The organism is Pseudomonas sp. FW305-7 (assembly GCF_058786735.1).
Genome location: NZ_JBYSZA010000015.1, coordinates 44,789 through 66,373, shown reverse-complemented (window position 1 = coordinate 66,373; position 21,585 = coordinate 44,789). Strand labels below are relative to the sequence as shown.

The window sequence follows — 21,585 nt, the reverse complement described above, 5'->3', positions numbered from 1 at the left end:
CCACAGGCGCTACACGGATGTTCGGCATATTTAAGGAAGAGTCATGAGCTGTCAACCACGATACGAAGGACAGGTTTACATCTGTTTAAAAAACATACAGATCTGTTTGTTGTGCGATGAGCCCGCAGAAGCAGAAATGCCAATCTGCGATGCCTGCGAAACCGAATTGCCTTGGCTCGGTGACCACTGCCAGACCTGCGCCCTGCCGCTGTCCGCAGCCGGCCTGACCTGCGGCGAGTGCCAGCTAGAGCCGCCGGCATTCGAACAGGTCGTCGTGCCATGGCTTTACGGCTTCCCGGTAGACAGTCTGATTACGCGTTTTAAACACAACGCGAAATGGCCGTTTGGCCACCTGCTCGCCGACGTTCTCTGGCAATACCTGCAACATTGCTTCGATGAGGGTTTGCCCAGGCCCGACGTGTTGGTGCCGGTACCACTGGCGAGCAAACGCCTGCGTCAACGCGGGTTCAATCAAGCCGCGATGTTGGGGCGATGGTTGAGCAAACAGCTCGATCTGCCATTTGAAGAACAGGTGCTTCGGCGGATTCACGACACTAGCGCCCAGCAGGACCTCGACGCCAAGGCGCGCAAGCGCAATTTGCGTCACGCCTTCGCACTCGCGCCCGACGCGGATGTGAAAGGTCGGCACTTCGCGTTGATCGATGACGTACTGACCACTGGCGCCACTGCCCAGGCACTGGCGCGACTGTTGAGGGATGCAGGCGCCGCTCGGGTCGATGTCTACTGCTTGGCCCGGACCCCAAAACCCGGAAGCTGAAGCCAAACACAATCCCCCTGTAGGAGTGAGCCTGCTCGCGATAGCGGTGGAAAGGTCAGCATAGATGTTGGCAATGACAACGCCATCGCGAGCAGACTCAATCCTACAAGGGATCTCGGCTCGGCTTGACTCTCGCGTCGCAAGCCGCCAACTTCACTTCCCACCGCCACAGCACAAAAGCACCCATCCATGTCCATGCCTTCTCTGTTGTCCCAGCACATCGTCCGCCGTCCGCAGCGCATCGCTTTGCTGCAACACATCGCCGAACAAGGCTCGATCACCCGCGCGGCGAAAAGTGCAGGCCTGAGCTACAAAGCGGCGTGGGACGCCATCGATGAGCTGAACAACCTGGCGCAAAAACCTCTGGTTGAACGCGCGGTCGGTGGCAAGGGCGGCGGTGGCGCGAAGTTGTCGGATGAGGGCGAACGAGTGCTGCGTCTTTACCAAAAGCTGCAAGCCTTGCAAGCGCAGGTACTCGAAGCGGCGGAAGATGCCAGCGATCTGGATTTGCTCGGGCGCCTGATGCTGCGCACCAGCGCGCGTAACCAGTTACACGGCAAAGTCGTGGCAATCGAAGCTCATGGGCGCAACGACCTGATCCGTCTCGAGCTGGCCGAAGGCCTGTGCCTCGATGCGCAGATCACCCACGACAGCACCGTGCATCTGGAGCTGCAAACCGGCACCGAAGTGGTCGCCCTGATCAAGGCCGGGTGGCTCGAATTGCTCGCCAGTGATCAACCCGCAACGTCTGGACACAATCTTCTCAAGGGCACCCTCGAAGCGATTCTCGACGCCGAAGACGGCCCCAGCGAAGTCCGCGTCTCCCTGCCAAACGGCCACACCCTCTGCGCGCTGGCCGAACCGCTGGACTTGCGCACACGCAAGTTGTCCGTAGGGCAATCGGTGCAGGTGCAGTTTTCGCCGTCCAATGTGCTGATCGGTACGCCGCTCTAATCAAGCCCTGCAACGAAAGCGTCATCGACGCTCATTAAGGTGTCTGCCAAAACCAAGCAGGGAGCCTGATGTGAGCCTATTAGAAGAAAACCAATCGACTGACCTGGAAAAGATGGTCGGCCTCAGCCGTCGCGGTTTCATCGGCGCGGGTGCGCTGTGCGGTGCAGCGATGTTCCTCGGCGGCAGTCTGTTGAGCCGCAGCGCACTGGCCACCGGCGTCAGCGCCGGCAACAGCCGCCTGCTCGGGTTCGAGAGCATTCCCGCTGCGACCACCGATGTCATCACGCTGCCCAAAGGCTACAAGTCTTCGGTACTGATCAGTTGGGGCCAGCCGCTGCACAAGAACGGCCCGGCCTTCGACCCTAGCGGCAATGGCACCGCCGCCGCACAGGAAGTGCAGTTCGGCGACAACAATGACGGCATGAGCCTGTTCGAATTCCCGGATGATCGAAACCGCGCCTTGATGGCGATTAACAACGAATACACCAACTACCGCTACCTCTACCCGCACGGCGGCATGCCGCAATCGGCCGAAGACGTGCGCAAGGCGCTGGCCTGCGAAGGCGTGTCGGTGATCGAGGTGCAGCGCAAGAACGGTCAATGGCAGTTCGTCCAGGGTTCGCGCTACAACCGCCGCATCCACGGCAACTCGCCGTTGCGCATCAGCGGCCCGGCGGCCGGCCACGACTTGATGAAAACCGCTGCCGACAAGCACGGCAAGAAAGTCCTCGGCACCTTCCAGAACTGCGCCAACGGTAAAACCCCGTGGGGCACTTACCTGACCTGCGAAGAAAACTTCACCGACTGCTTCGGCAGCAGCAACGCCCAGCAGCAATTCGACCCGGCGCAGAAACGTTATGGCGTGTCGGTCGCCAGTCGCGAGATCAACTGGCACCCGTACGACCCGCGTTTCGACATGGCGAAGAACCCCAACGAACTCAACCGTCACGGCTGGGTGGTCGAGATCGATCCGTTCGATCCGCAATCGACCCCGGTCAAACGCACGGCGCTGGGCCGCTTCAAGCATGAAAACGCCGCCCTGGCCGAGACCGACGACGGTCGCGCCGTGGTGTACATGGGCGATGACGAGCGTGGCGAGTTCATCTACAAATTCGTTAGTCGCGACCGCATCAATCACCGCAACGCCAAGGCCAACCGCGACATCCTCGATCACGGCACCCTGTACGTGGCCAAGTTCGATAACGGCGACAGCAACCCCGATCACCCGAAAGGTCAGGGCCAGTGGATCGAATTGACCCACGGCAAGAACGGCATCGACGCCAGCAGCGGTTTTGCCGATCAGGCCGAAGTGCTGATTCACGCGCGCCTCGCCGCCAGCGTCGTCGGCGCCACGCGCATGGACCGCCCGGAGTGGATTGTGGTCAGCCCGAAGGACGGCCAGGTTTATTGCACCCTGACCAACAACGCCAAGCGTGGCGAGGACGGTCAACCGGTGGGCGGGCCGAACCCGCGTGAGAAGAACGTCTACGGGCAAATTCTGCGCTGGCGCACCGACCGCGATGATCATGCTTCGAAGACGTTTGCCTGGGACCTGTTCGTGGTTGCCGGTAACCCGGGCGTTCACGCCGGGACGCCGAAGGGCGGCTCGAAGAACATCACCCCGCAGAACATGTTCAACAGCCCGGATGGTTTGGGTTTCGACAAGGCCGGACGCTTGTGGATTCTCACTGATGGCGATTCGAGCAACGCCGGGGACTTTGCCGGGATGGGCAATAACCAGATGCTTTGCGCTGACCCCAAGACCGGTGAGATCCGCCGATTCATGGTCGGGCCGATTGGCTGTGAGGTGACGGGGATCAGCTTCTCGCCGGATCAGAAAACTCTGTTTGTCGGGATTCAGCATCCGGGGGAGAACGGTGGATCGACATTCCCCGAGCATCTGCCGAATGGCAAACCGCGATCTTCGGTGATGGCGATTACCCGTGAGGATGGCGGAGTAGTCGGCGCCTGATCGGGCCTCATCGCTGGCAAGCCAGCTCCCACAGGGGATCGCATTCCAAATGTGGGAGCTGGCTTGCCAGCGATGGCGTCAGCACAGACACCAACCACCTTTCCAACTGCCATCTGCGCTACCATGCTGGGCCGGACGCGGCAGCCTGCTGCGCGCAGGAGTCAGCATGGCCCACCCGTTTGAAACCCTCACACCCGACCTCGTCCTTGATGCCGTTGAAAGCATCGGGTTTCTCAGCGATGCGCGCATTCTGGCGCTCAACAGCTATGAAAACCGCGTCTATCAGGTCGGCATCGAAGACTCCGAACCGCTGATCGCCAAGTTCTACCGCCCGCAGCGCTGGACCAACGAAGCCATCCTCGAAGAACACCAGTTCACCTTCGAACTGGCCGACGTCGAAATTCCGGTGGTCGCGCCGCTGATCCACAACGGTGAAACCCTGCACGAACACGCCGGTTTCCGTTTCACCCTGTTCCCCCGTCGTGGCGGGCGGGCGCCGGAGCCGGGCAATCTTGATCAGTTGTATCGCCTCGGTCAGTTGCTCGGGCGGATTCACGCGGTCGGCGCCACCAAGCCGTTCGAACACCGTGAAGCCCTCGCCGTGCAGAACTTCGGCCACGCCTCGCTGAATACTTTGCTCGAAGGCAACTTCATTCCGAAAAGCCTGCTGCCGGCCTACGAGTCCGTCGCCCGCGACCTGCTCAAACGTGTGGAGGAAGCCTACGCCAACACGCCGCACCAGAACATCCGCATGCACGGCGACTGCCATCCCGGCAACATGATGTGCCGCGACGAGATGTTCCACATCGTCGACCTCGACGACTGCCGCATGGGCCCGGCGGTACAGGACATCTGGATGATGCTCGCCGGTGATCGTCAGGAATGTCTGGGGCAGTTGTCGGAGTTGATGGACGGCTACAACGAATTTCACGATTTCGATCCACGCGAACTGGCGTTGATCGAGCCGCTGCGTGCACTACGCCTGATGCACTACAGCGCCTGGCTGGCGCGGCGCTGGGACGATCCGGCGTTCCCGCACAGCTTTCCGTGGTTTGGTACGGAGCGATATTGGGGCGATCAGGTGTTGGCGTTGCGTGAGCAGCTTTCGGCGCTCAACGAAGAACCGCTGAAACTCTTCTGACAATTTCCCCCTATAGGAGTGAGCCTGCTCGCGATGACGCCGGTACATTCAACATTTCTGTTGTCTGACACACCGCCATCGCGAGCAGGCTCACTCCTACAGGTTTTTTTGTGTTCACACATTTCTGACCATTCTGCTCCGACATTCGTTGACAAACTTCCTTACAATCCCTGCTCTGTCAGCTGCCTGAGCAAGGATTCTGCATGCAAGCCGCCAACCCGCGTCGCGGGTACATTCTGGGCCTGAGTGCCTACATCATCTGGGGCCTGTTCCCGATCTATTTCAAAGCCATCGCCGAAGTGCCGGCCGTCGAGATCATCATCCATCGGGTGTTGTGGTCAGCGCTGTTTGGCGCGCTGCTGCTGATGGTGTGGAAACACCCGGGATGGCTGCGCGAATTACTGGATAACCCCAAGCGTCTGGCAATTCTGGCCTTGAGCGGCACGCTGATCGCCGCCAATTGGCTGACCTATGTGTGGTCGGTGAACAACGGACGCATGCTCGAAGCGAGCCTCGGTTACTACATCAACCCGCTGGTGAATGTGCTGCTGGGGATGTTGATTCTTGGCGAACGTCTGCGCCGTATGCAGTGGCTCGCGGTCGGTCTGGCGGCGGTCGGTGTGGCGCAACAGGTGTGGCAGGTCGGCAGTCTGCCGTGGGTGTCGCTGGTGCTGGCGTTGACGTTCGGCTTCTACGGGCTGATCCGCAAACAGGCACCGGTCAAGGCCTTGCCGGGGCTGGTGGTGGAAACCTGGATGCTGGTACCGATTGCCTTCGCGTGGTTGCTGTTCAATCAGACCGCGACCAGCGCTCAACCCGAGTTCTGGACCACGTCGCAAGCCTGGTGGCTGGTCGCGGCCGGACCGGTGACGTTGATCCCGTTAGTGTGCTTCAACGCCGCCACGCGACACCTGCCCTACACCACCATCGGCTTCCTGCAATACCTCGCGCCAACGCTGGTGTTGTTGCAAGCGGTACTGCTGTTTGGTGAGCACTTGTCGTCCAGCACGCTTATCGCGTTTATCTTCATCTGGGCCGGTCTGGCCGTTTACAGCGTCGATGCCGTGATCAGTCTGCGCCGGCGCAGCTGATCAAAAAATGCACAAACCTCCGCAGGCCACGGCTCTCGTGGCCTGCATCGTTCCTTCCCAAGGTTATCCACAGCGTGATCCCCGCCGTTTGTGTGCAAGTTGTTGAATGCTGGCGGTTTTTTGATCAACTCACGCGAAGCCACGTCCGGCGTGGCCTGGAGCTTGGTCTCTACAGGTTATCCACAGGCGGGTGCACGTTAAAACTGGATAACCCGAGTGGACCTTAAACGTCTGTGCGTAACACCAGTTCGACCATCAGATCGTCGGCCAGGGTTTCCAGGCGCGACTGCAAGACGTCGAGGGACAAGGTCAGCGGCACGGCGAGAACAGCTTCTGCGTGGAACAACGGTTCGCTACTCATCGGTGCCGGCCGCACTTCGGTCACCAGCCGTTCGAGGTTCACGCCCTGTTCGCTCAGCAGACGAGTGATATCGCGCACAATCCCTGGACGATCATTGCCCACCAGTTCCATCGCAATCGGTTTCCAGGTGCAGGATTGTTCGATGCCGCTTTCGGCGATCAGCACGCGAATGCCATGAGCCGACAGCGCTTGTAAGGCATCGACTAATTCGTCGTAAGCCTCTGCCGGTACGCCCACCCGCAAAATCCCGGCGAACTGCCCGGCCATCCGCGACATCCGGCTTTCCAGCCAGTTACCGCCATGCTCGGCGATGCATTGGGCGATGCGCTCGACCTGCCCGGGCTTGTCCGGGGCGAAAACGGTGAGTACGAGATGGTCCATGGCGCAGCCCTCTTGTCATGACTTTTGTTATAGAAAGGCAAGTATAGGCAAGGGGTTTGATTCAGCCCGGGCGGCATTTTGTGCGGATGACGTGGGCTGGGTTTTGCAAGCAACCTGTGGCGAGGGGATTTATCCCCGATGGGTGGCGAAGCCGCCCCCTGCGCGCTGACCGGTAATCCGGGCTGACAGGGTTTACGGCTGCTGCGCAACCGATCGGGGATAAATCCCCTCGCCACAGAATTCTGTACAGCTGAACTGCGCCATAGCAGGCAGACAGTATTTATGTGTACAACTTTTGATATTTAGCTGGAACAATCCAATGGTTTTTTGAGAACATCCCGTTCCGCGATGTGACCGCAATGCGACATGAGGTCGCAGAACGACGTTATTAGTCTGATTTTCACAAGCGCAACTCATCATGTAGTATGCCTCGGCACGCACTACATAACGCTGGATCGATGTCTGCCCAAGGCATGTTCGCAACCCTGAAAGCCCCGTCAGCAAGGCCCCAAGCCGTTGATTGGTCCCAGCCCAGCCGCCAGCAATGGCATGTACTGGTCGGAAGGTTTGTGGTTTAAATGGCCAGAGGCTTCATTGTCAAATTGAAGAGCTGAAAAGCGAAATAGCTGAGCAGAGTGAGGCAAGCAATGACTGAACACGTTCAAGTCGGTGGCCTGCAGGTCGCCAAAGTCCTGTTCGACTTCGTGAACAACGAAGCCATTCCCGGTACCGGCCTCACCGCCGAAAAATTCTGGGAAGGTGCCGACAAGGTCATTCACGACCTGGCACCGAAGAACAAAGCCCTACTCGCCAAACGCGATGACTTCCAGGCGCGCATTGATGCCTGGCATCAGGAACGCGTCGGCCAGGCCCATGACGCCGCGGCCTACAAAACCTTCCTGCGAGAAATCGGTTATCTGCTGCCAGAAGCGGCTGATTTCCAGGCAACGACGCAAAACGTCGATGATGAAATCGCCCGTACCGCCGGCCCGCAACTCGTTGTGCCGGTGATGAACGCCCGCTTCGCTCTCAATGCCTCGAACGCCCGCTGGGGTTCGCTGTACGACGCCCTCTACGGCACCGACGCGATCAGCGAAGACGGTGGCGCGGAAAAAGACAAAGGCTACAACAAGGTGCGTGGCGACAAAGTCATCGCCTTCGCCCGGGCCTTCCTCGACGAGGCCGCGCCATTGGCCGCCGGCTCCCACGTCGACTCGACCGCCTACAAAATCGCTGACGGCAAACTGCTGGTCACCCTCAAGGGCGGCAGCAACACCGGCCTGCGTGACGACGCTCAATTGATCGGTTTCCAGGGCGATGCCAATGCCCCGATCGCCATCCTGCTGAAGCACAACGGTCTGCATTTCGAAATCCAGATCGACGCCAGCACCCCGGTCGGCCAGACCGACGCCGCCGGCGTCAAAGACGTCCTGATGGAAGCGGCCCTGACTACCATCATGGACTGCGAAGACTCCGTGGCTGCCGTCGATGCCGACGACAAAGTGGTGATCTACCGCAACTGGCTCGGCCTGATGAAGGGCGACCTGGCGGAATCCGTGTCCAAGGGTGGCCAGACGTTCACCCGCACCATGAACCCGGATCGCAGCTACACCACGCCCAATGGCGGCGAAGTGACCCTGCATGGCCGCTCGCTGTTGTTCGTGCGCAACGTTGGTCATCTGATGACCATCGACGCGATCCTCGACAAAGACGGCAACGAAGTACCGGAAGGTATCCTCGACGGTCTGGTGACTTGCCTCGCGGCAATGCACAACCTCAACGGCAACACCTCGCGCAAGAACACCCGCACCGGTTCCGTCTACATCGTTAAACCGAAGATGCACGGCCCGGAAGAAGCGGCGTTCACCAACGAGCTGTTCGGCCGCATCGAAGATGTGCTGGGCCTGAAACGCAATACGCTGAAAGTCGGGATCATGGACGAGGAGCGCCGCACCACGGTCAACCTCAAGGCCTGCATCAAGGCGGCCAGCGAGCGCGTGGTGTTCATCAACACCGGTTTCCTCGACCGCACCGGCGACGAAATTCACACCTCCATGGAAGCCGGCCCGATGGTGCGCAAGGCCGACATGAAGGCCGAGAAGTGGATCGGCGCCTACGAGAACTGGAACGTCGATATCGGTCTGAGCACCGGCCTGCAAGGTCGCGCGCAAATCGGTAAAGGCATGTGGGCGATGCCCGACCTGATGGCAGCGATGCTCGAACAGAAAATCGCCCACCCACTGGCCGGTGCCAACACCGCCTGGGTGCCATCGCCGACGGCTGCTGCGCTGCACGCGCTGCACTACCACAAGGTCGACGTGTTCGCCCGTCAGGCCGAGCTGGCCAAACGTGCCCGCGCTTCGGTTGACGACATTCTGACCATCCCGCTGGCGGTCAACCCGAACTGGACGCCAGAGCAGATCAAGAACGAACTGGACAACAATTCCCAGGGCATTCTTGGCTATGTGGTGCGCTGGATCGACCAGGGCGTTGGCTGCTCGAAAGTACCGGACATCAATGACGTCGGCCTGATGGAAGACCGTGCCACGCTGCGTATCTCCAGCCAGCACATCGCCAACTGGCTGCGCCACGGTGTGGTCACCGAAGCGCAAGTGATGGAAAGCCTCAAGCGCATGGCGCCGGTAGTGGACCGTCAGAACGCCAACGACCCGCTGTACCGTCCGCTGGCGCCGAACTTCGACAGCAACATCGCCTTCCAGGCGGCAGTCGAACTGGTGATCGAAGGGACCAAGCAGCCGAACGGTTACACCGAGCCGGTGCTGCACCGTCGTCGTCGCGAGTTTAAGGCTGCCAACGGCCTGTAATTCTACGTAGACGCTGGATATGAAAAAGCCCTGATCTTTGGATCAGGGCTTTTTTTTGTGAAAGCAGAATCAAAAGATCGCAGCCTTCGGCAGCTCCTACAGGTGATTGTTGATCGTTCCCACGCTCCGCGTGGGAATGCAGCCCGGGACGCTCCGCGTCCCAACAGCGGACGCAGAGCGTCCATTGAGGCATTCCCACGCAGAGCGTGGGAACGATCGGCAAATCAGGCGCTATGGCTCTATGCCCAACTCATGTTTGACCAACCCGAGCAACTTGCCCGTATCAATCGGCTTGAGCAGAAAATCCACCACGCTCAAATGCATCGCCGCAATCGCGTCTTTCACATCGGCATCGCCGGACACAATGATGATCGGCAGCGCCGCCCGCACCGATTCGCGCACCTGTCGAATCAGCTCAAGGCCATCGACATTGCCCATGCGCAAATCAGTGATCACCAGCCCGATCGAAGGTTTTTCCTCGAGCATCTTCAGCGCCGTTTCGCCGCTGGCGGCGGTCATGCAGCGAATACCGTCCAACGCCAATATCTCCGCGAGCAGCTCCCGAGCGTCCTTGTCGTCATCGACGATCAGCACACGCTGCGGCGGCAGGTCGGGTTCGAGCATCACAGCGCTGAGCGCTTCCCGCTCGGCGTCGCTCAAAATATCGTGGTCGGACATGGCGTTCTCTATGTTTCCAAATCAATCACCTGCACAGTCGTCAGACATCGCCATGCAGAGCTTCAATGTGCACTTCGTCGGATTTTTTTCCAATAGCCGGACGGTTGAATTCCCGACTGATTTTGTAGGGCACTTCCCAAATGTGCCCAACGGCATGGCAAACCTAGACTTACGTCCAATGGGCACCCCGCGCGCAGGGGCCGACCATGGCTGCAACGATCCGACAACAACAATTCGAAAAAGACTGCGGTAATGGTTATGAGTAAAGCGGACGCCTTCACCCAGGCAGGGAAAACCGCGGTGTTGCAGAACATTCAGGGCACCCTGCAATTCCTTCAGCGCTTCCCGCCCTTCAATCAGATGGAACACGCCCACCTTGCGTATCTGGTGGAGCAATGCCAACTGCGCTTTTACGCTCAGGGCGAGAGCATCATCAAACCCACCGATGGCCCGGTCGAACACTTCTACATCGTCAAACAGGGCCGCGTGGTGGGTGAACGTCAGCACATCACCAAGCCCGGCACCGAAACCACTTTTGAAATCACCACCGGCGAATGCTTTCCCCTCGCCGCGCTGCTCGGCGAGCGGGCGACGCGCACCGAGCATCTGGCCGGCGAAGACACCTTCTGCCTGCAACTGAACAAACCGGCATTCATCAAACTGTTCGCGCTGTCCAACGCCTTTCGCGACTTTGCCTTGCGCGGGGTCAGCAGCCTGCTTGATCAGGTCAACCAGCAAGTCCAGCAGAAAGCCGTGGAAACCCTCGGCACCCAGTATTCGCTGAACACCCGACTCGGCGAATTGGCCATGCGCCATCCAGTGACGTGCAGCCCTGAAACGCCATTGCGTGACGCGGTGAAGTTGATGCATGAGCAACAGGTCGGCAGCATCGTCGCGGTGGATGAACACAAGGCGCCACTGGGGATTTTCACTTTGCGCGACCTGCGCCACGTAGTGGCTGAAGGCGTCGGCGATCTCAGCGAAGCCATCGAACATCACATGACCCGCGCGCCGTTTTATCTGTCGCCGGATCACAGTGCATTCGACGCGGCGATTGCCATGACCGAGCGGCACATCGCTCACGTCTGCCTGGTCAAGGATCAGCGCCTGTGCGGCGTGGTGTCCGAGCGTGATCTGTTTTCCCTGCAACGCGTCGATCTGGTGCACCTGGCCCGGACCATCCGCAGTGCCCAGCGCGTCGAACAACTGGTGACGTTGCGTGGTGAGATCGGCCAACTGGTCGAGCGCATGCTCGCCCACGGCGCCTCTTCAACCCAGATCACCCACATCATCACCCTGCTCAACGACCACACCGTGTGCCGGGTGATCGAACTGACCCTCGCCGAAAAAGGCGACCCCGGTGTGCCGTTCAGTTGGCTGTGTTTCGGCAGTGAAGGCCGGCGCGAGCAAACGCTGCACACCGATCAGGACAACGGCATTCTGTTCGACGCTCGCGATGCGGCGCACGCGGCGGAAATTCGCGGCAAGCTGCTGCCGATCGCGCAGCAGATCAACCAGAGCCTGGCGCAATGCGGCTTTACTCTGTGCAAGGGCAACATCATGGCCGGCAACCCCGAGCTGTGTTTGTCGCGCGCGGAATGGGCGCGGCGTTTTGCGGCGTTTATCCGCGAGGCGACTCCGGAGAATCTGTTGGGCTCGAGCATCTATTTTGATCTGCGGGTGGTCTGGGGCGATGAAAGCGGTTGCGCACAACTGCGTCGGGGGATACTCGAGCAGGTCGGCGACAACCGTCTGTTCCAGCGCATGATGGCCGACAACGCCCTGCGCAATCGCCCGCCGGTCGGGCGTTTCCGCGAGTTTGTACTGGCGCGCAAGAACGGCGAGAAAGCTACGCTGGATCTTAAAGTCCAGGGCCTGACCCCATTCGTCGATGGCGCACGCCTGCTGGCGCTGGCCAACGGCATCGACGCCAACAACACCCTCGAACGCTTTCGCCAACTGGTCGATAAAGAGGTCATTGAACCACTCGACGGCGCCGCGTATGAGGAGGCTTACCACTTCATTCAGCAAACGCGCATGCAGCAACATCAGCTGCAGACCCGGGAGAATCTGCCCTACTCCAACCGTGTCGATCCCGACAGCCTCAACCACCTCGACCGACGCATCCTGCGCGAATCCCTGCGTCAGGCTCAACGCCTGCAAAGCAGCCTGACCTTGCGGTATCAGCTATGAGCTTGTTCTCGTGGCTGCGTACGGCCAGCCCGGTGGTGCCGGCCGAGCTGCAACACCGCCTGGCGCGGTTGCCGGCGATCAGCGCGTTGAGCGATTGCAGCCTGCGCGAACAGCGCTGGGTGGTGCTGGATCTAGAAACCACCGGGCTGAACCTGAACAAGGATCGCGTGTTGTCGATCGGCGCCGTGGTGATCGAGGACGCTGCGATCGATTTCAGTCAGCAGTTCGAACGGACCTTGCAATGTCGTGAACTGAAGCTCAGCCCCAGTGTGTTGATCCATGGCCTGGGGCCGAATGAACTTGCCGCCGGCAGCGACCCGGCCGAAGCGTTAGTGGACCTCATGGAGTTTATCGGCGACAGCCCGGTGCTGGCGTTTCATGCGCCGTTCGATCAGCACATGCTCGGGCGCGCGCTGAAGGAGCATCTGGGGCACAAGTTGCAGCAGGTGTTTCTGGATGTCGCGGATATTGCGCCGCTGGTGTGCCCGCAGGCGAATATTCGCGAGGCCGGGCTGGATGAGTGGATCGACTGGTTTCGCCTGGAAGTTTTCGAACGGCATAACGCCAGTGCCGATGCGCTGGCCACGGCGGAATTGGCGTTGATTCTGTTCAGTCGGGCGCGGGGGCAGCAGATTCATAGTCCGCTGAATTTGCAGCAGCGCTTGAGCCAATGGAAGCGCCGACAACAAACCCATTCGTTCTAAATCAAAAGCCCCTCACCCCAGCCCTCTCCCCGAGGGAGAGGGGGCCGACCGAGGTGTCTTGCGCTAAACATCGACCTGAAAGACTGCGGCGATTATGGATGGGTGAAGCATAAATTCGAATGGATTGTGGATTCACTGAAGATCGCTCAAGTCGCTGTATCTCTTAAATATCCCCCACTCGGTCCCCTCTCCCCCTGGGCGGTCCGACGTTTCGGGAGGGCTAGGGTGAGGGCGCGCCCCTGACACTCCACCTGACCAGTGGCCAATTGCTAACCATTCCCACCTCTGCCAGAATCGCGAACAATTCGCGTTAGTTAATATTTCCCAATCGGTGATGTCCGGTGTCGTCAGTCCCAAGCCCTCACAGTCAGCTCGTCGGTGCGATGTATCGCGACCATCGCGGTTGGCTGCTGGCGTGGCTACGGCGCAACGTGGCCTGTCCGCAGCGGGCCGAAGACCTGAGCCAGGACACCTTCGTGCGCCTGCTCGGGCGCGATGAACTGCTGACACCGCGCGAGCCCCGAGCCTTTCTCGTGGCGATTGCCAAGGGTCTGTTGTTTGACTACTTCCGCCGCGCCGCGCTGGAGCAGGCTTACCTCACTGAGTTGATGCTGATCCCCGAGGGCGAACAACCGTCGGTGGAAGAACAGCAAATGATCCTTGAGGACCTCAAAGCCATCGACCGTCTGCTCGGCAAACTGTCGACCAAGGCCCGCGCCGCCTTCCTTTATAACCGCCTCGATGGCCTCAGCCATGCCGAGATCGCCGAGAAACTTGGCGTTTCAGTGCCGCGCGTGCGCCAGTATCTGGCTCAGGGGATTCGTCAGTGCTACATCGCGCTGTACGGTGAGCCGACGTGAGCCCTGCCAGTTCCAGACCGGTGCCGGCGCATGTACTGGATGCGGCGATTGCCTGGCAGTTGACGCTCGATTCGAGCAGCCCGCTGGAGCGCGAGGAATTCGCCAAATGGCACGCGGCAAATGAAGAACACGCCCGCGCATGGCGTCAATTGGGCATGCTCGACCAACGCTTCAGCGTGGCCAAGGGCCCGGCCCGCAGTGCACTACTGCAATCGCGCGAAGGCATCCGCCGGCGCGTGCGCAAACTGGGCAGCAGTCTGGCCAGTGTTGTCGTGGTGATCGGTCTGGGGGTGTTCGCCGCCGAGCATTACTTGCCGCTGGACTATTGGCTGGCCGATCAGCGCACCGCTACCGGCGAACAACGCACCGTACGCCTGGCCGACGGCACCGTGCTCAACCTCAATACTCACAGCGCCGTGGATGTGCGCTTCGATGAGAAGCAGCGCCTGATCGTCTTGCAGGAAGGCGAAATCCTCGTCGAAACCGGCCATGGCGATGCACGGCCATTTATCGTCGAAACCCGCGAAGGCAGCATGCGTGCATTGGGCACGCGGTTCCTGGTCAAACGCGAGGACCAAGGTACGCGTCTGAGCGTGCTGCAATCAGCGGTGGCGGCACACACGCAAGCGAATCCCGAAGAACAGATTTTGCGCGAAGGCCAGCAAGTATTGCTGCGCGGTGATGGGCTGGGCGCGATTGTCGCCCTCACGCCCGGCGCCGATGCCTGGACGCGCGGCATGCTGGTGGTGGATAACGCACGACTGAGCGATCTGGTGCATGAGCTGGGTCGTTATCGTCGTGGGCATCTGGGCGTTGCGCCGGAAGTGGCTGACTTGCGCATCACCGGCAGCTTCCCGCTGCATGACACCGACAAAGCCTTGAGCGCCCTGCTGCCAACCCTGCCAGTGCAGATCGAGCAGCACACACCGTATTGGGTGACGGTGGCCAAGGCTGATTCCAAGCCTGAATGATCGGGTGGCTGAGCGGTCGCCATCGCTGGCAAGCCAGCTCCCACAGGTTTCAGTGCTGCCCACAAAGTTGATGTTTACAGCACTCCCCTGTGGGAGCTGGCTTGCCAGCGATGAGGCCGCCAGCAGCTCCACAAAACCAGGCTCGCCATGTCTATCAGCAGCACCACTGCAAGTTAATCGAAATTATTTCCATCCAGCCCTATCACTTTTTGGTTTTCATCCGGCACACAGGCAATTGAGAAATATTTCCATTCAGGAGCCGCCGTATGTCCCGTTCGCTAGACACCTTGTTGCGCCCCAGTCTGCTGGCCGTCGCCATCGCTTTCAGCACTCCGCTGATCAGCAGCCCGTTGCTCGCCGTTGAACAAGCGTCCAGCGTTCGCGCCTACAACCTGCCGGCGGCGCCCTTGGCCACCACCCTCAACCAGATCGCCAGCCAGGGCGGCCTCGCCCTGTCGCTGAATCCTTCGCTGGCGGCTGGCAAGACCTCGGCACCGGTCAACGGTCAGTACGATGCGGCCGGCGCTCTGCGCGCGGCTCTGCAAGGCACCGGTCTGCAACTGGAACAGGCCAGCACGGGGACTTACACCCTGGTCGCCGTGCCGGAAGGCGTGATGGCGCTACCGGAAACATCGGTCATCGGTGTGGAAAATCTGGAAACCGCTTGGAGCCCGGTCGAAGGCTACACCGCCACCCGCACCGCCGCCGGTAGCAAGACCGACACCGCGCTGGTCGAAGCGCCGCGTTCGATCTCCGTGGCCACGCGCCAGCAGATGGACGACCGCAGCGTGCACAGCCTCGATGACGCCGTGCGCTACATGCCCGGCATCACCGCCAGCAGCTACGGCAGCGACACCCGTATCGACTGGCTGCGCGTGCGTGGTTTCGAACCGACTCAGTTCCTCGACGGCCTGCCGCTGCCAAGAGGCATCTACGCCAACCCGAAACCGGAAACCTGGAACCTCGATCGCCTCGCCCTGCTACGCGGCCCGGCTTCGTCGGTTTACGGCCAGACCCCGCCAGGCGGTCTGCTGGACATGGTCAGCCGTCGTCCAAGCGCCGAAGCCAGCAGCGAAATCCAGTTGCAGTACGGCAGCGACAACCACCGCCAGATCAACTTCGCCAGCACCGGCAAGATCGATGACGCCGGGCAATTTCTGTATGGCATCAGCGGCGTGGTGCGCGACAGCGACACGCAGATCGACCACATCGAAAACAAGCGCTACAACATTGCACCGAGCCTGACCTGGAACATCGACGACGACACCAAGTTGACCTTGCTCTCGCAGTTCACCCGCGACGATACCGGGGTCACCAGTCAGTTCTATCCGATCCAGGGCACCAAGATCGACATGCCGTTCGGCAAGATTTCCCACCACAAGAACCTGGGCGATCCTGACTACGACTTCTACGACCGCACCTACTACGCGCTCGGTTATGCCTTTGAACATCGCCTGAATGATGTCTGGCAGTTCAAACAGAATCTGCGTTACACCAAGTCCGATCTGTCGTTCCAGACCGTGACCGTCAACAGCTACAACACGACCATTCCCGGCTTCACCGTTGACGATCAGGGCAATGTCGGTCGCGGCACCACCAATGTCGATGAGGACATCAGCCAGATCGCCGTGGACAACAACTTCCAGGCTGACTTCGCTACGGGCGACATCCGTCATACCTTGCTGCTGGGTCTCGACCATCAGCGCAGCAACGACAACTACACCTCGATCTTCGGCAGCGCGCCGGACATCAACGTCAACAACCCGATCTACGGCCAGCCGATTACGCGTCCGCCACGTTCCTCGGCGTTCTACGACTACAACCAGAAAACCAACCAGACCGGCCTCTACGTGCAGGACCAGATGGCGCTGGACCAGTGGCGTCTGACCCTGGGCGGTCGTGAAGACTGGGTGCACACCAGCACCAAATTCCTCAACAAGGGCGACGCCACCAACACCCAGCGTGACAAGGCGTTCAGCGGTAACGCAGCGATCAGCTATGTGTTCGACTCGGGCTTCGTGCCATACCTGTCGTATGCCGAATCCTTCCAGCCAACCAGCGGCGCCGATGCCAGCGTCACTGAGTCGTTCAAGCCGACCGAAGGCAAACAATGGGAACTGGGCATCAAGTACCAGCCACCGGGCAGCAAAACCCTGCTCAGTGCAGCGGTGTATGACCTGACCCAGAAGAACGTCGCGGTCAACAACATCGTCAACAACGTGACCATCACCAGCCAGACCGGCGAAGTGAAAGTCAAAGGCCTGGAGCTGGAAGCGGTTTCGGATGTCACCGATAACCTGAAAGTCATCGCCGCCTACACCCTGGCCAAGTCCGAAGTGCAGAAAGGTGTCGACAAGGGCAATCGCCTGCAACTGATGCCGAACCAGCAAGCCTCGCTGTGGACCGACTACACCTGGCACAGCGGCGTGCTCGACGGTTTCGGCATCGGCGGCGGCGTGCGCTACACCGGCAACACCTACGGCGACAAGGCCAACACCAGGTTGGGCAAGGCCGACGCCTACACCGTGTTCGACGCGGCTGTGCATTACGACCTCGGCCGTCTGGACAACAGCCTCAAAGGCGCGTCGCTGGCACTCAACGCCACCAACCTGTTCGACAAGGACTACATCTCCACCTGCGACGGTTACTACTGCTACTACGGCGACCAGCGCAGTGTGGTCGCCAGCGCTACTTACAAGTGGTAAACGACTGAGCTGAAACAGGCCCTGTTACCAGGCCGTCCCCCGTGGACGGCTTCGGTGTTTTTGAAGGTCATGAAATGAAAAGTAAAACAATTCGCCGCTGGTCGTTCGTCCACACCTGGACCAGCCTGGTTTGCACCGTGTTTTTGCTGATGCTGGCACTGACCGGTCTGCCGCTGATCTTTCACCACGAAATCGAGCACTTGCTCGGCGATGCTCCTGAAGTGCGCGAGATGCCGGCGGACACGCCGCGTCTGAATCTGGCGCAACTGGTTGAGGCCGCGGAAAAACATCGCCCGGATGAAGTCGTGCAGTACTTCGGCTTCGACGACGATGAGCCGAATGCCGTCCTGACGATCATGGCGAAAACCGCCGGCACCGAGCCGAACTCTTCGCACACCTTCATGCTCGATGCACGCACCGGTGAAGCGCTGGAAACCCCTGCGGCCAACGGTGGCCTGATGCTGTTTATCCTGCGCTTGCATGTCGACATGTTCGCCGGATTGCCGGGCAAATTGCTGCTGGCGTTCATGGGACTGCTGTTTGTCGTGGCGATTGTCTCGGGGACGGTGCTGTACCTGCCGTTCATGCGCCGCCTGAACTTCGCCACCGTGCGTCAGGGCAAATCCACACGCCTGCGCTGGCTGGACCTGCACAACCTGATCGGCGTCGTCACCCTGACCTGGGCGTTGGTGGTCGGCGTGACCGGGGTGATCAGTGCCTGCGCCGACCTGCTGATCGCCGCCTGGCGCAACGATGCGCTGAACACATTGATTGCGCCCTACCGCGATGCGCCGCCGCTGACGCAACTGGCACCGGCCACGCGTTTGCTCGACATCGCCGGCGAAGTCGCGCCGGGGATGAAACCAGACTTCATTGCCTTTCCCGGCACACGGTTCTCCAGCGAACACCACTACTCGGTGTTCATGAAGGGCGGCACGCACCTGACCTCGCATCTGCTGACGCCGGTGCTGATCGACGCCACTACCCTGCAAGTCACCGCCGTGGCCGAACGCCCGTGGTACATGGACGCCATGGGCATGTCGCAGCCGCTGCACTTCGGCGACTACGGCGGCATGCCGATGAAGATTCTCTGGGCGACGCTGGATGTGCTGACCATCATCGTCCTCGGCAGTGGCGTGTACCTGTGGGTGGTGCGGCGCAAAGCGGCCAAGCCTGCGCTGGAAACGGCGGAGGCGTCTGCATGAAGCCGCGTCAGTCGAATTTCTGGAAAGTGTTCAGCACACCGTTGGTGATCGCTCTGCTCAGTGCGGCGGGGTTGTTTGCGGCGTTGCTGGGGGATGGGATCTGGGATGCGTTGAGTTGGATCGGGCTGGGTGTTCCGGCATTTCTGGCGATCAGGGGATTGTTGCAGCGCAGGTAGTTTCTTTGTTGTCGGTAATGGCCTCATCGCTGGCAAGCCAGCTCCCACAGGGGTTGATGCTGAATCTGAAATTTGTGTTCGCTGCAAAAACTGTGGGAGCTGGCTTGCCAGCGATGGCGATCTCACGAACACCATCAATTCCTCGCCAGCCACAGTGGTTGTAGCTAGGCTAACCTCCTGCTCTTCGATGCCCACGAGGTTTGCCAATGTCCGCCCCCAGCATGACCCTGTTCCACAACTCGCTGTCCCCGTTCGTTCGCAAAGTGATGGTGTTGCTGCACGAGACCGGTCAGCAGGATCGCGTCGCGTTGCAAGACTGCGTGCTCAGCCCGGTCAGCCCCGATCCGACCCTTAACGCTGACAACCCGCTGGGCAAGATCCCGGCCCTGCGCCTGGCCGATGGCAACGTCATCCATGACAGCCGCGTGATCCTCGATTACCTCGACCACCAACACGTCGGCAACCCGCTGATCCCCCGCGACGGCTCGGCCCGCTGGCGGCGCCTGACCCTGGCCTCGATGGCCGACGGGATCATGGACGCTTCGGTGATGGTGCGTTACGAACAGGCGCTGCGTGCTCCGGAAAAGCACTGGGACGAATGGCTCGACGCCCAGCGCGAGAAGATCCGCCGTGCGCTCGCACTGCTGGAAACGGACGCGATCGCCGAGCTGACCAGTCACTTCGATGTCGCCGCGATCAGCGTCGCCTGTGCACTGGGCTACCTTGACCTGCGCTTCCCTGAAATGGACTGGCGGACCGCCAATCCACAATTGGCCAACTGGTACTTTGAAGTCAGCCAGCGACCGTCCATGATCGCGACCATGCCCAAGGTTTAAATCGGCGGCGCCTGTTCCGGCCTCATCGCTGGCAAGCCAGCTCCCACAGGATCCTTGTCGGATCGCAAATACGCGTAAGACATCAATCCAGTGTGGGAGCTGGCTTGCCGGCGATTGCACCACCTCGGTTCCGGCGGCAGTGACGCAAAGATCAACGTCACCAACACCTCGGCCTCTCGCTGATCCTCACGCAGCCCGCTCATTGCACCGCCCCAATATCAAACTCCAACGGCTTGGCCGGCTTCTGCCCGATCCCGTACCAGTCGAGTTTGCGCGTCAGCACCATGAACACACCGAGCAAGCCGAACAACAACAGCGAGCCCATCAACAGCGCGTAATCCTCGGCACTCAATAATCCATAGAGCAGGCCATACAACGCCGCCAATCCCGCCGAAAAACTCAAACCGTGGCGCACGCTGCGCAGCACGTGGCAAACGTAAAAGCCGATCAACAACACGCAGCCACTGGCCGACAACAGATACGCCAAGGCAAACCCGATGTGCTCTGACAGCGACAGCAGCAACAGGTAAAAGAACGCCAGCGCCACGCCGACCAGCGCGTACTGCACGGGGTGCACCGCAAGGCTCTTGAGCACTTCGAACAAGAAGAAACCGGCGAATGTCAGGACGATGAACAGCAGCGCATATTTGATCGCCCGGTCACTCTTCAGATACTGATCCACCGGATCGATGAAGCTCACGCCAAAGCTGCGGCTGTTGAACGTCTCGCAGTCATTGTTGCTCACGCAACGGCTCATGGCGTCCTGCAAATTGGTGGAGAAGAACGTGGTCTGCCAGTCGGCGCTGAAACCGGCATCGTTGATTTCACGTTTGGCGGGCAGGAAGTTGCCGATGAAGCTCGGGTGCGGCCAGTTGGCGGTGAGGCTCACGCTACTGCTCTTGCCCACCGGCAGCACCTGCAGTGAACCGGTGCCTTGCAGGCGCAGATCAAAACCGAACGCCAATTCGGTGGCTTTACTGGTGTCGAGCAGCGGCAACGTGACGCGTACACCTTCGCCGAGCCAGCCGACCTGGGTGCCCGGGACAAAGTCCAGGCGCTGGCCGTCGAGTTCCATTTTCAAAGCGTTTTCGATGCCGCGAATGTCGCTGATGCCGACCGCGAGAAACGGCGCGTCGAACTGGTAGTCGGCGAAGTCTTCCTTGATGCCCAACTGGGCCGGCAGCGAGAACTGACCGTTGATGCGGTTATCGGCGTGGAACAACCGCGCTTCGTAAATACCCCGGGCGCGCAACTCGGTCTGCACTTGGCCATCGAGTTCGAAGCGCTCCGGCAGAAAGTACAAACGCCCGCGTTCCTCCCGGGGATCGTCGTAGCGCTTGTTGGTTTTGTCGTTGATCTTCCAGTTGTGAATCACCTTGCGATACGGCACCACCATCACCGGCCCGCTCACTTGCTGGTTGTAACTGGCACTGCGAGCGATGTCCTGCAGCACGCCGTCGCGCAATTGCTGGCGATCGTCGATTACGCCGTCGATCATCATTAACGGTATGAGTAACAGCAGGATCAACAGGGCAATGGCCCCGAGCTTAATGGTCAGATTCTTGTTCATGGGACTCTCCCTGTTTCGATGGGCAGAGTCTGATTCGGCTGTTTGAGGGTTTTATGGGGGAATGTGGAGATTGTGTGGAGACAGTTCGGGCCCCATCGCGGGCAAGCCCGCTCCCACAATGATTCAGGTGTACACAATCGTGGCTTACGACAGAAAATCCTGTGGGAGCGGGCTTGCCCGCGAT

The 21,585-nt window shown here is 60.2% G+C and carries 17 protein-coding genes; 14 read left to right on the top strand and 3 right to left on the bottom strand.

Annotated elements, in window-relative coordinates; translation table 11 throughout:
- Positions 1 to 43: 43 nt before the first annotated feature.
- The 5 genes from AC3WMT_RS18355 (at position 44) to rarD (ending at position 5,936) form a co-directional block, all read left to right on the top strand.
- Positions 44 to 778, top strand: coding sequence for a ComF family protein (locus AC3WMT_RS18355; RefSeq protein ID WP_103304441.1), 735 nt, complete (start codon positions 44 to 46; stop codon positions 776 to 778).
- A gap of 189 nt (positions 779 to 967) precedes the next feature.
- Complete coding sequence (locus AC3WMT_RS18350; protein ID WP_103304442.1) at positions 968 to 1,732, top strand: TOBE domain-containing protein; 765 nt, start codon at positions 968 to 970, stop codon at positions 1,730 to 1,732.
- A 70-nt stretch (positions 1,733 to 1,802) separates the two neighbouring features.
- Positions 1,803 to 3,704 carry a PhoX family protein gene (locus tag AC3WMT_RS18345; RefSeq protein WP_103304443.1) on the top strand — a complete coding sequence of 634 codons (1,902 nt, stop codon included), beginning with the start codon at positions 1,803 to 1,805 and terminating at the stop codon, positions 3,702 to 3,704.
- A gap of 166 nt (positions 3,705 to 3,870) precedes the next feature.
- On the top strand, positions 3,871 to 4,845 hold the full coding sequence (locus tag AC3WMT_RS18340; RefSeq protein ID WP_103304444.1) for a serine/threonine protein kinase: 975 nt from the start codon (positions 3,871 to 3,873) through the stop codon (positions 4,843 to 4,845).
- Between the two features lie 203 nt (positions 4,846 to 5,048).
- Complete coding sequence (rarD, locus tag AC3WMT_RS18335; protein WP_103304445.1) at positions 5,049 to 5,936, top strand: EamA family transporter RarD; 888 nt, start codon at positions 5,049 to 5,051, stop codon at positions 5,934 to 5,936.
- A gap of 223 nt (positions 5,937 to 6,159) precedes the next feature.
- Here rarD and AC3WMT_RS18330 read toward each other — a convergent pair whose 3' ends face one another.
- Entirely contained in the window at positions 6,160 to 6,678 is a 519-nt protein-coding gene (locus AC3WMT_RS18330) for a glycine cleavage system transcriptional repressor (protein ID WP_103304446.1), read from the bottom strand.
- Positions 6,679 to 7,325: 647 nt separating this feature from the next.
- Between AC3WMT_RS18330 and AC3WMT_RS18325 the strand changes: the two genes are divergently transcribed.
- Positions 7,326 to 9,503, top strand: a complete 2,178-nt coding sequence (locus tag AC3WMT_RS18325) for a malate synthase G (protein ID WP_103304447.1) — start codon at positions 7,326 to 7,328, stop codon at positions 9,501 to 9,503.
- 231 nt (positions 9,504 to 9,734) lie between these two features.
- Here AC3WMT_RS18325 and AC3WMT_RS18320 read toward each other — a convergent pair whose 3' ends face one another.
- Complete coding sequence (locus AC3WMT_RS18320) at positions 9,735 to 10,181, bottom strand: response regulator (RefSeq protein ID WP_103304449.1); 447 nt, start codon at positions 10,179 to 10,181, stop codon at positions 9,735 to 9,737.
- Between the two features lie 258 nt (positions 10,182 to 10,439).
- Here AC3WMT_RS18320 and AC3WMT_RS18315 point away from each other — a divergent pair, with 258 nt between their 5' ends.
- The 8 genes from AC3WMT_RS18315 (at position 10,440) to AC3WMT_RS18280 (ending at position 19,831) form a co-directional block, all read left to right on the top strand.
- Positions 10,440 to 12,374, top strand: coding sequence for a putative nucleotidyltransferase substrate binding domain-containing protein (locus AC3WMT_RS18315; RefSeq protein ID WP_305888152.1), 1,935 nt, complete (start codon positions 10,440 to 10,442; stop codon positions 12,372 to 12,374).
- On the top strand, positions 12,371 to 13,078 hold the full coding sequence (locus tag AC3WMT_RS18310; RefSeq protein WP_103304451.1) for a 3'-5' exonuclease: 708 nt from the start codon (positions 12,371 to 12,373) through the stop codon (positions 13,076 to 13,078). Before AC3WMT_RS18315 ends, AC3WMT_RS18310 begins: the two co-directional genes overlap by 4 nt.
- 383 nt (positions 13,079 to 13,461) lie before the next feature.
- The gene (locus AC3WMT_RS18305) at positions 13,462 to 13,938 is read left to right on the top strand and encodes an RNA polymerase sigma factor (protein WP_249412166.1); all 477 of its coding nucleotides are present in this window, start codon (positions 13,462 to 13,464) and stop codon (positions 13,936 to 13,938) included.
- The gene (locus tag AC3WMT_RS18300) at positions 13,935 to 14,909 is read left to right on the top strand and encodes a FecR domain-containing protein (protein WP_103304453.1); all 975 of its coding nucleotides are present in this window, start codon (positions 13,935 to 13,937) and stop codon (positions 14,907 to 14,909) included. Before AC3WMT_RS18305 ends, AC3WMT_RS18300 begins: the two co-directional genes overlap by 4 nt.
- A gap of 266 nt (positions 14,910 to 15,175) precedes the next feature.
- On the top strand, positions 15,176 to 17,614 hold the full coding sequence (locus tag AC3WMT_RS18295) for a TonB-dependent siderophore receptor (RefSeq protein WP_103304454.1): 2,439 nt from the start codon (positions 15,176 to 15,178) through the stop codon (positions 17,612 to 17,614).
- A gap of 74 nt (positions 17,615 to 17,688) precedes the next feature.
- Positions 17,689 to 18,819 carry a PepSY-associated TM helix domain-containing protein gene (locus AC3WMT_RS18290; RefSeq protein WP_103304498.1) on the top strand — a complete coding sequence of 377 codons (1,131 nt, stop codon included), beginning with the start codon at positions 17,689 to 17,691 and terminating at the stop codon, positions 18,817 to 18,819.
- The gene (locus AC3WMT_RS18285) at positions 18,816 to 18,995 is read left to right on the top strand and encodes a hypothetical protein (RefSeq protein WP_103304455.1); all 180 of its coding nucleotides are present in this window, start codon (positions 18,816 to 18,818) and stop codon (positions 18,993 to 18,995) included. The genes AC3WMT_RS18290 and AC3WMT_RS18285 overlap by 4 nt, the downstream gene beginning before the upstream one ends.
- Positions 18,996 to 19,201: 206 nt before the next feature.
- A complete protein-coding gene (locus tag AC3WMT_RS18280) occupies positions 19,202 to 19,831 on the top strand; it encodes a glutathione S-transferase (RefSeq protein WP_103304456.1) in 630 nt (209 codons plus the stop codon).
- A gap of 199 nt (positions 19,832 to 20,030) precedes the next feature.
- Here AC3WMT_RS18280 and creD read toward each other — a convergent pair whose 3' ends face one another.
- Positions 20,031 to 21,401 carry a cell envelope integrity protein CreD gene (gene creD, locus AC3WMT_RS18275; RefSeq protein WP_103304458.1) on the bottom strand — a complete coding sequence of 457 codons (1,371 nt, stop codon included), beginning with the start codon at positions 21,399 to 21,401 and terminating at the stop codon, positions 20,031 to 20,033.
- Positions 21,402 to 21,585 lie beyond the last annotated feature (184 nt).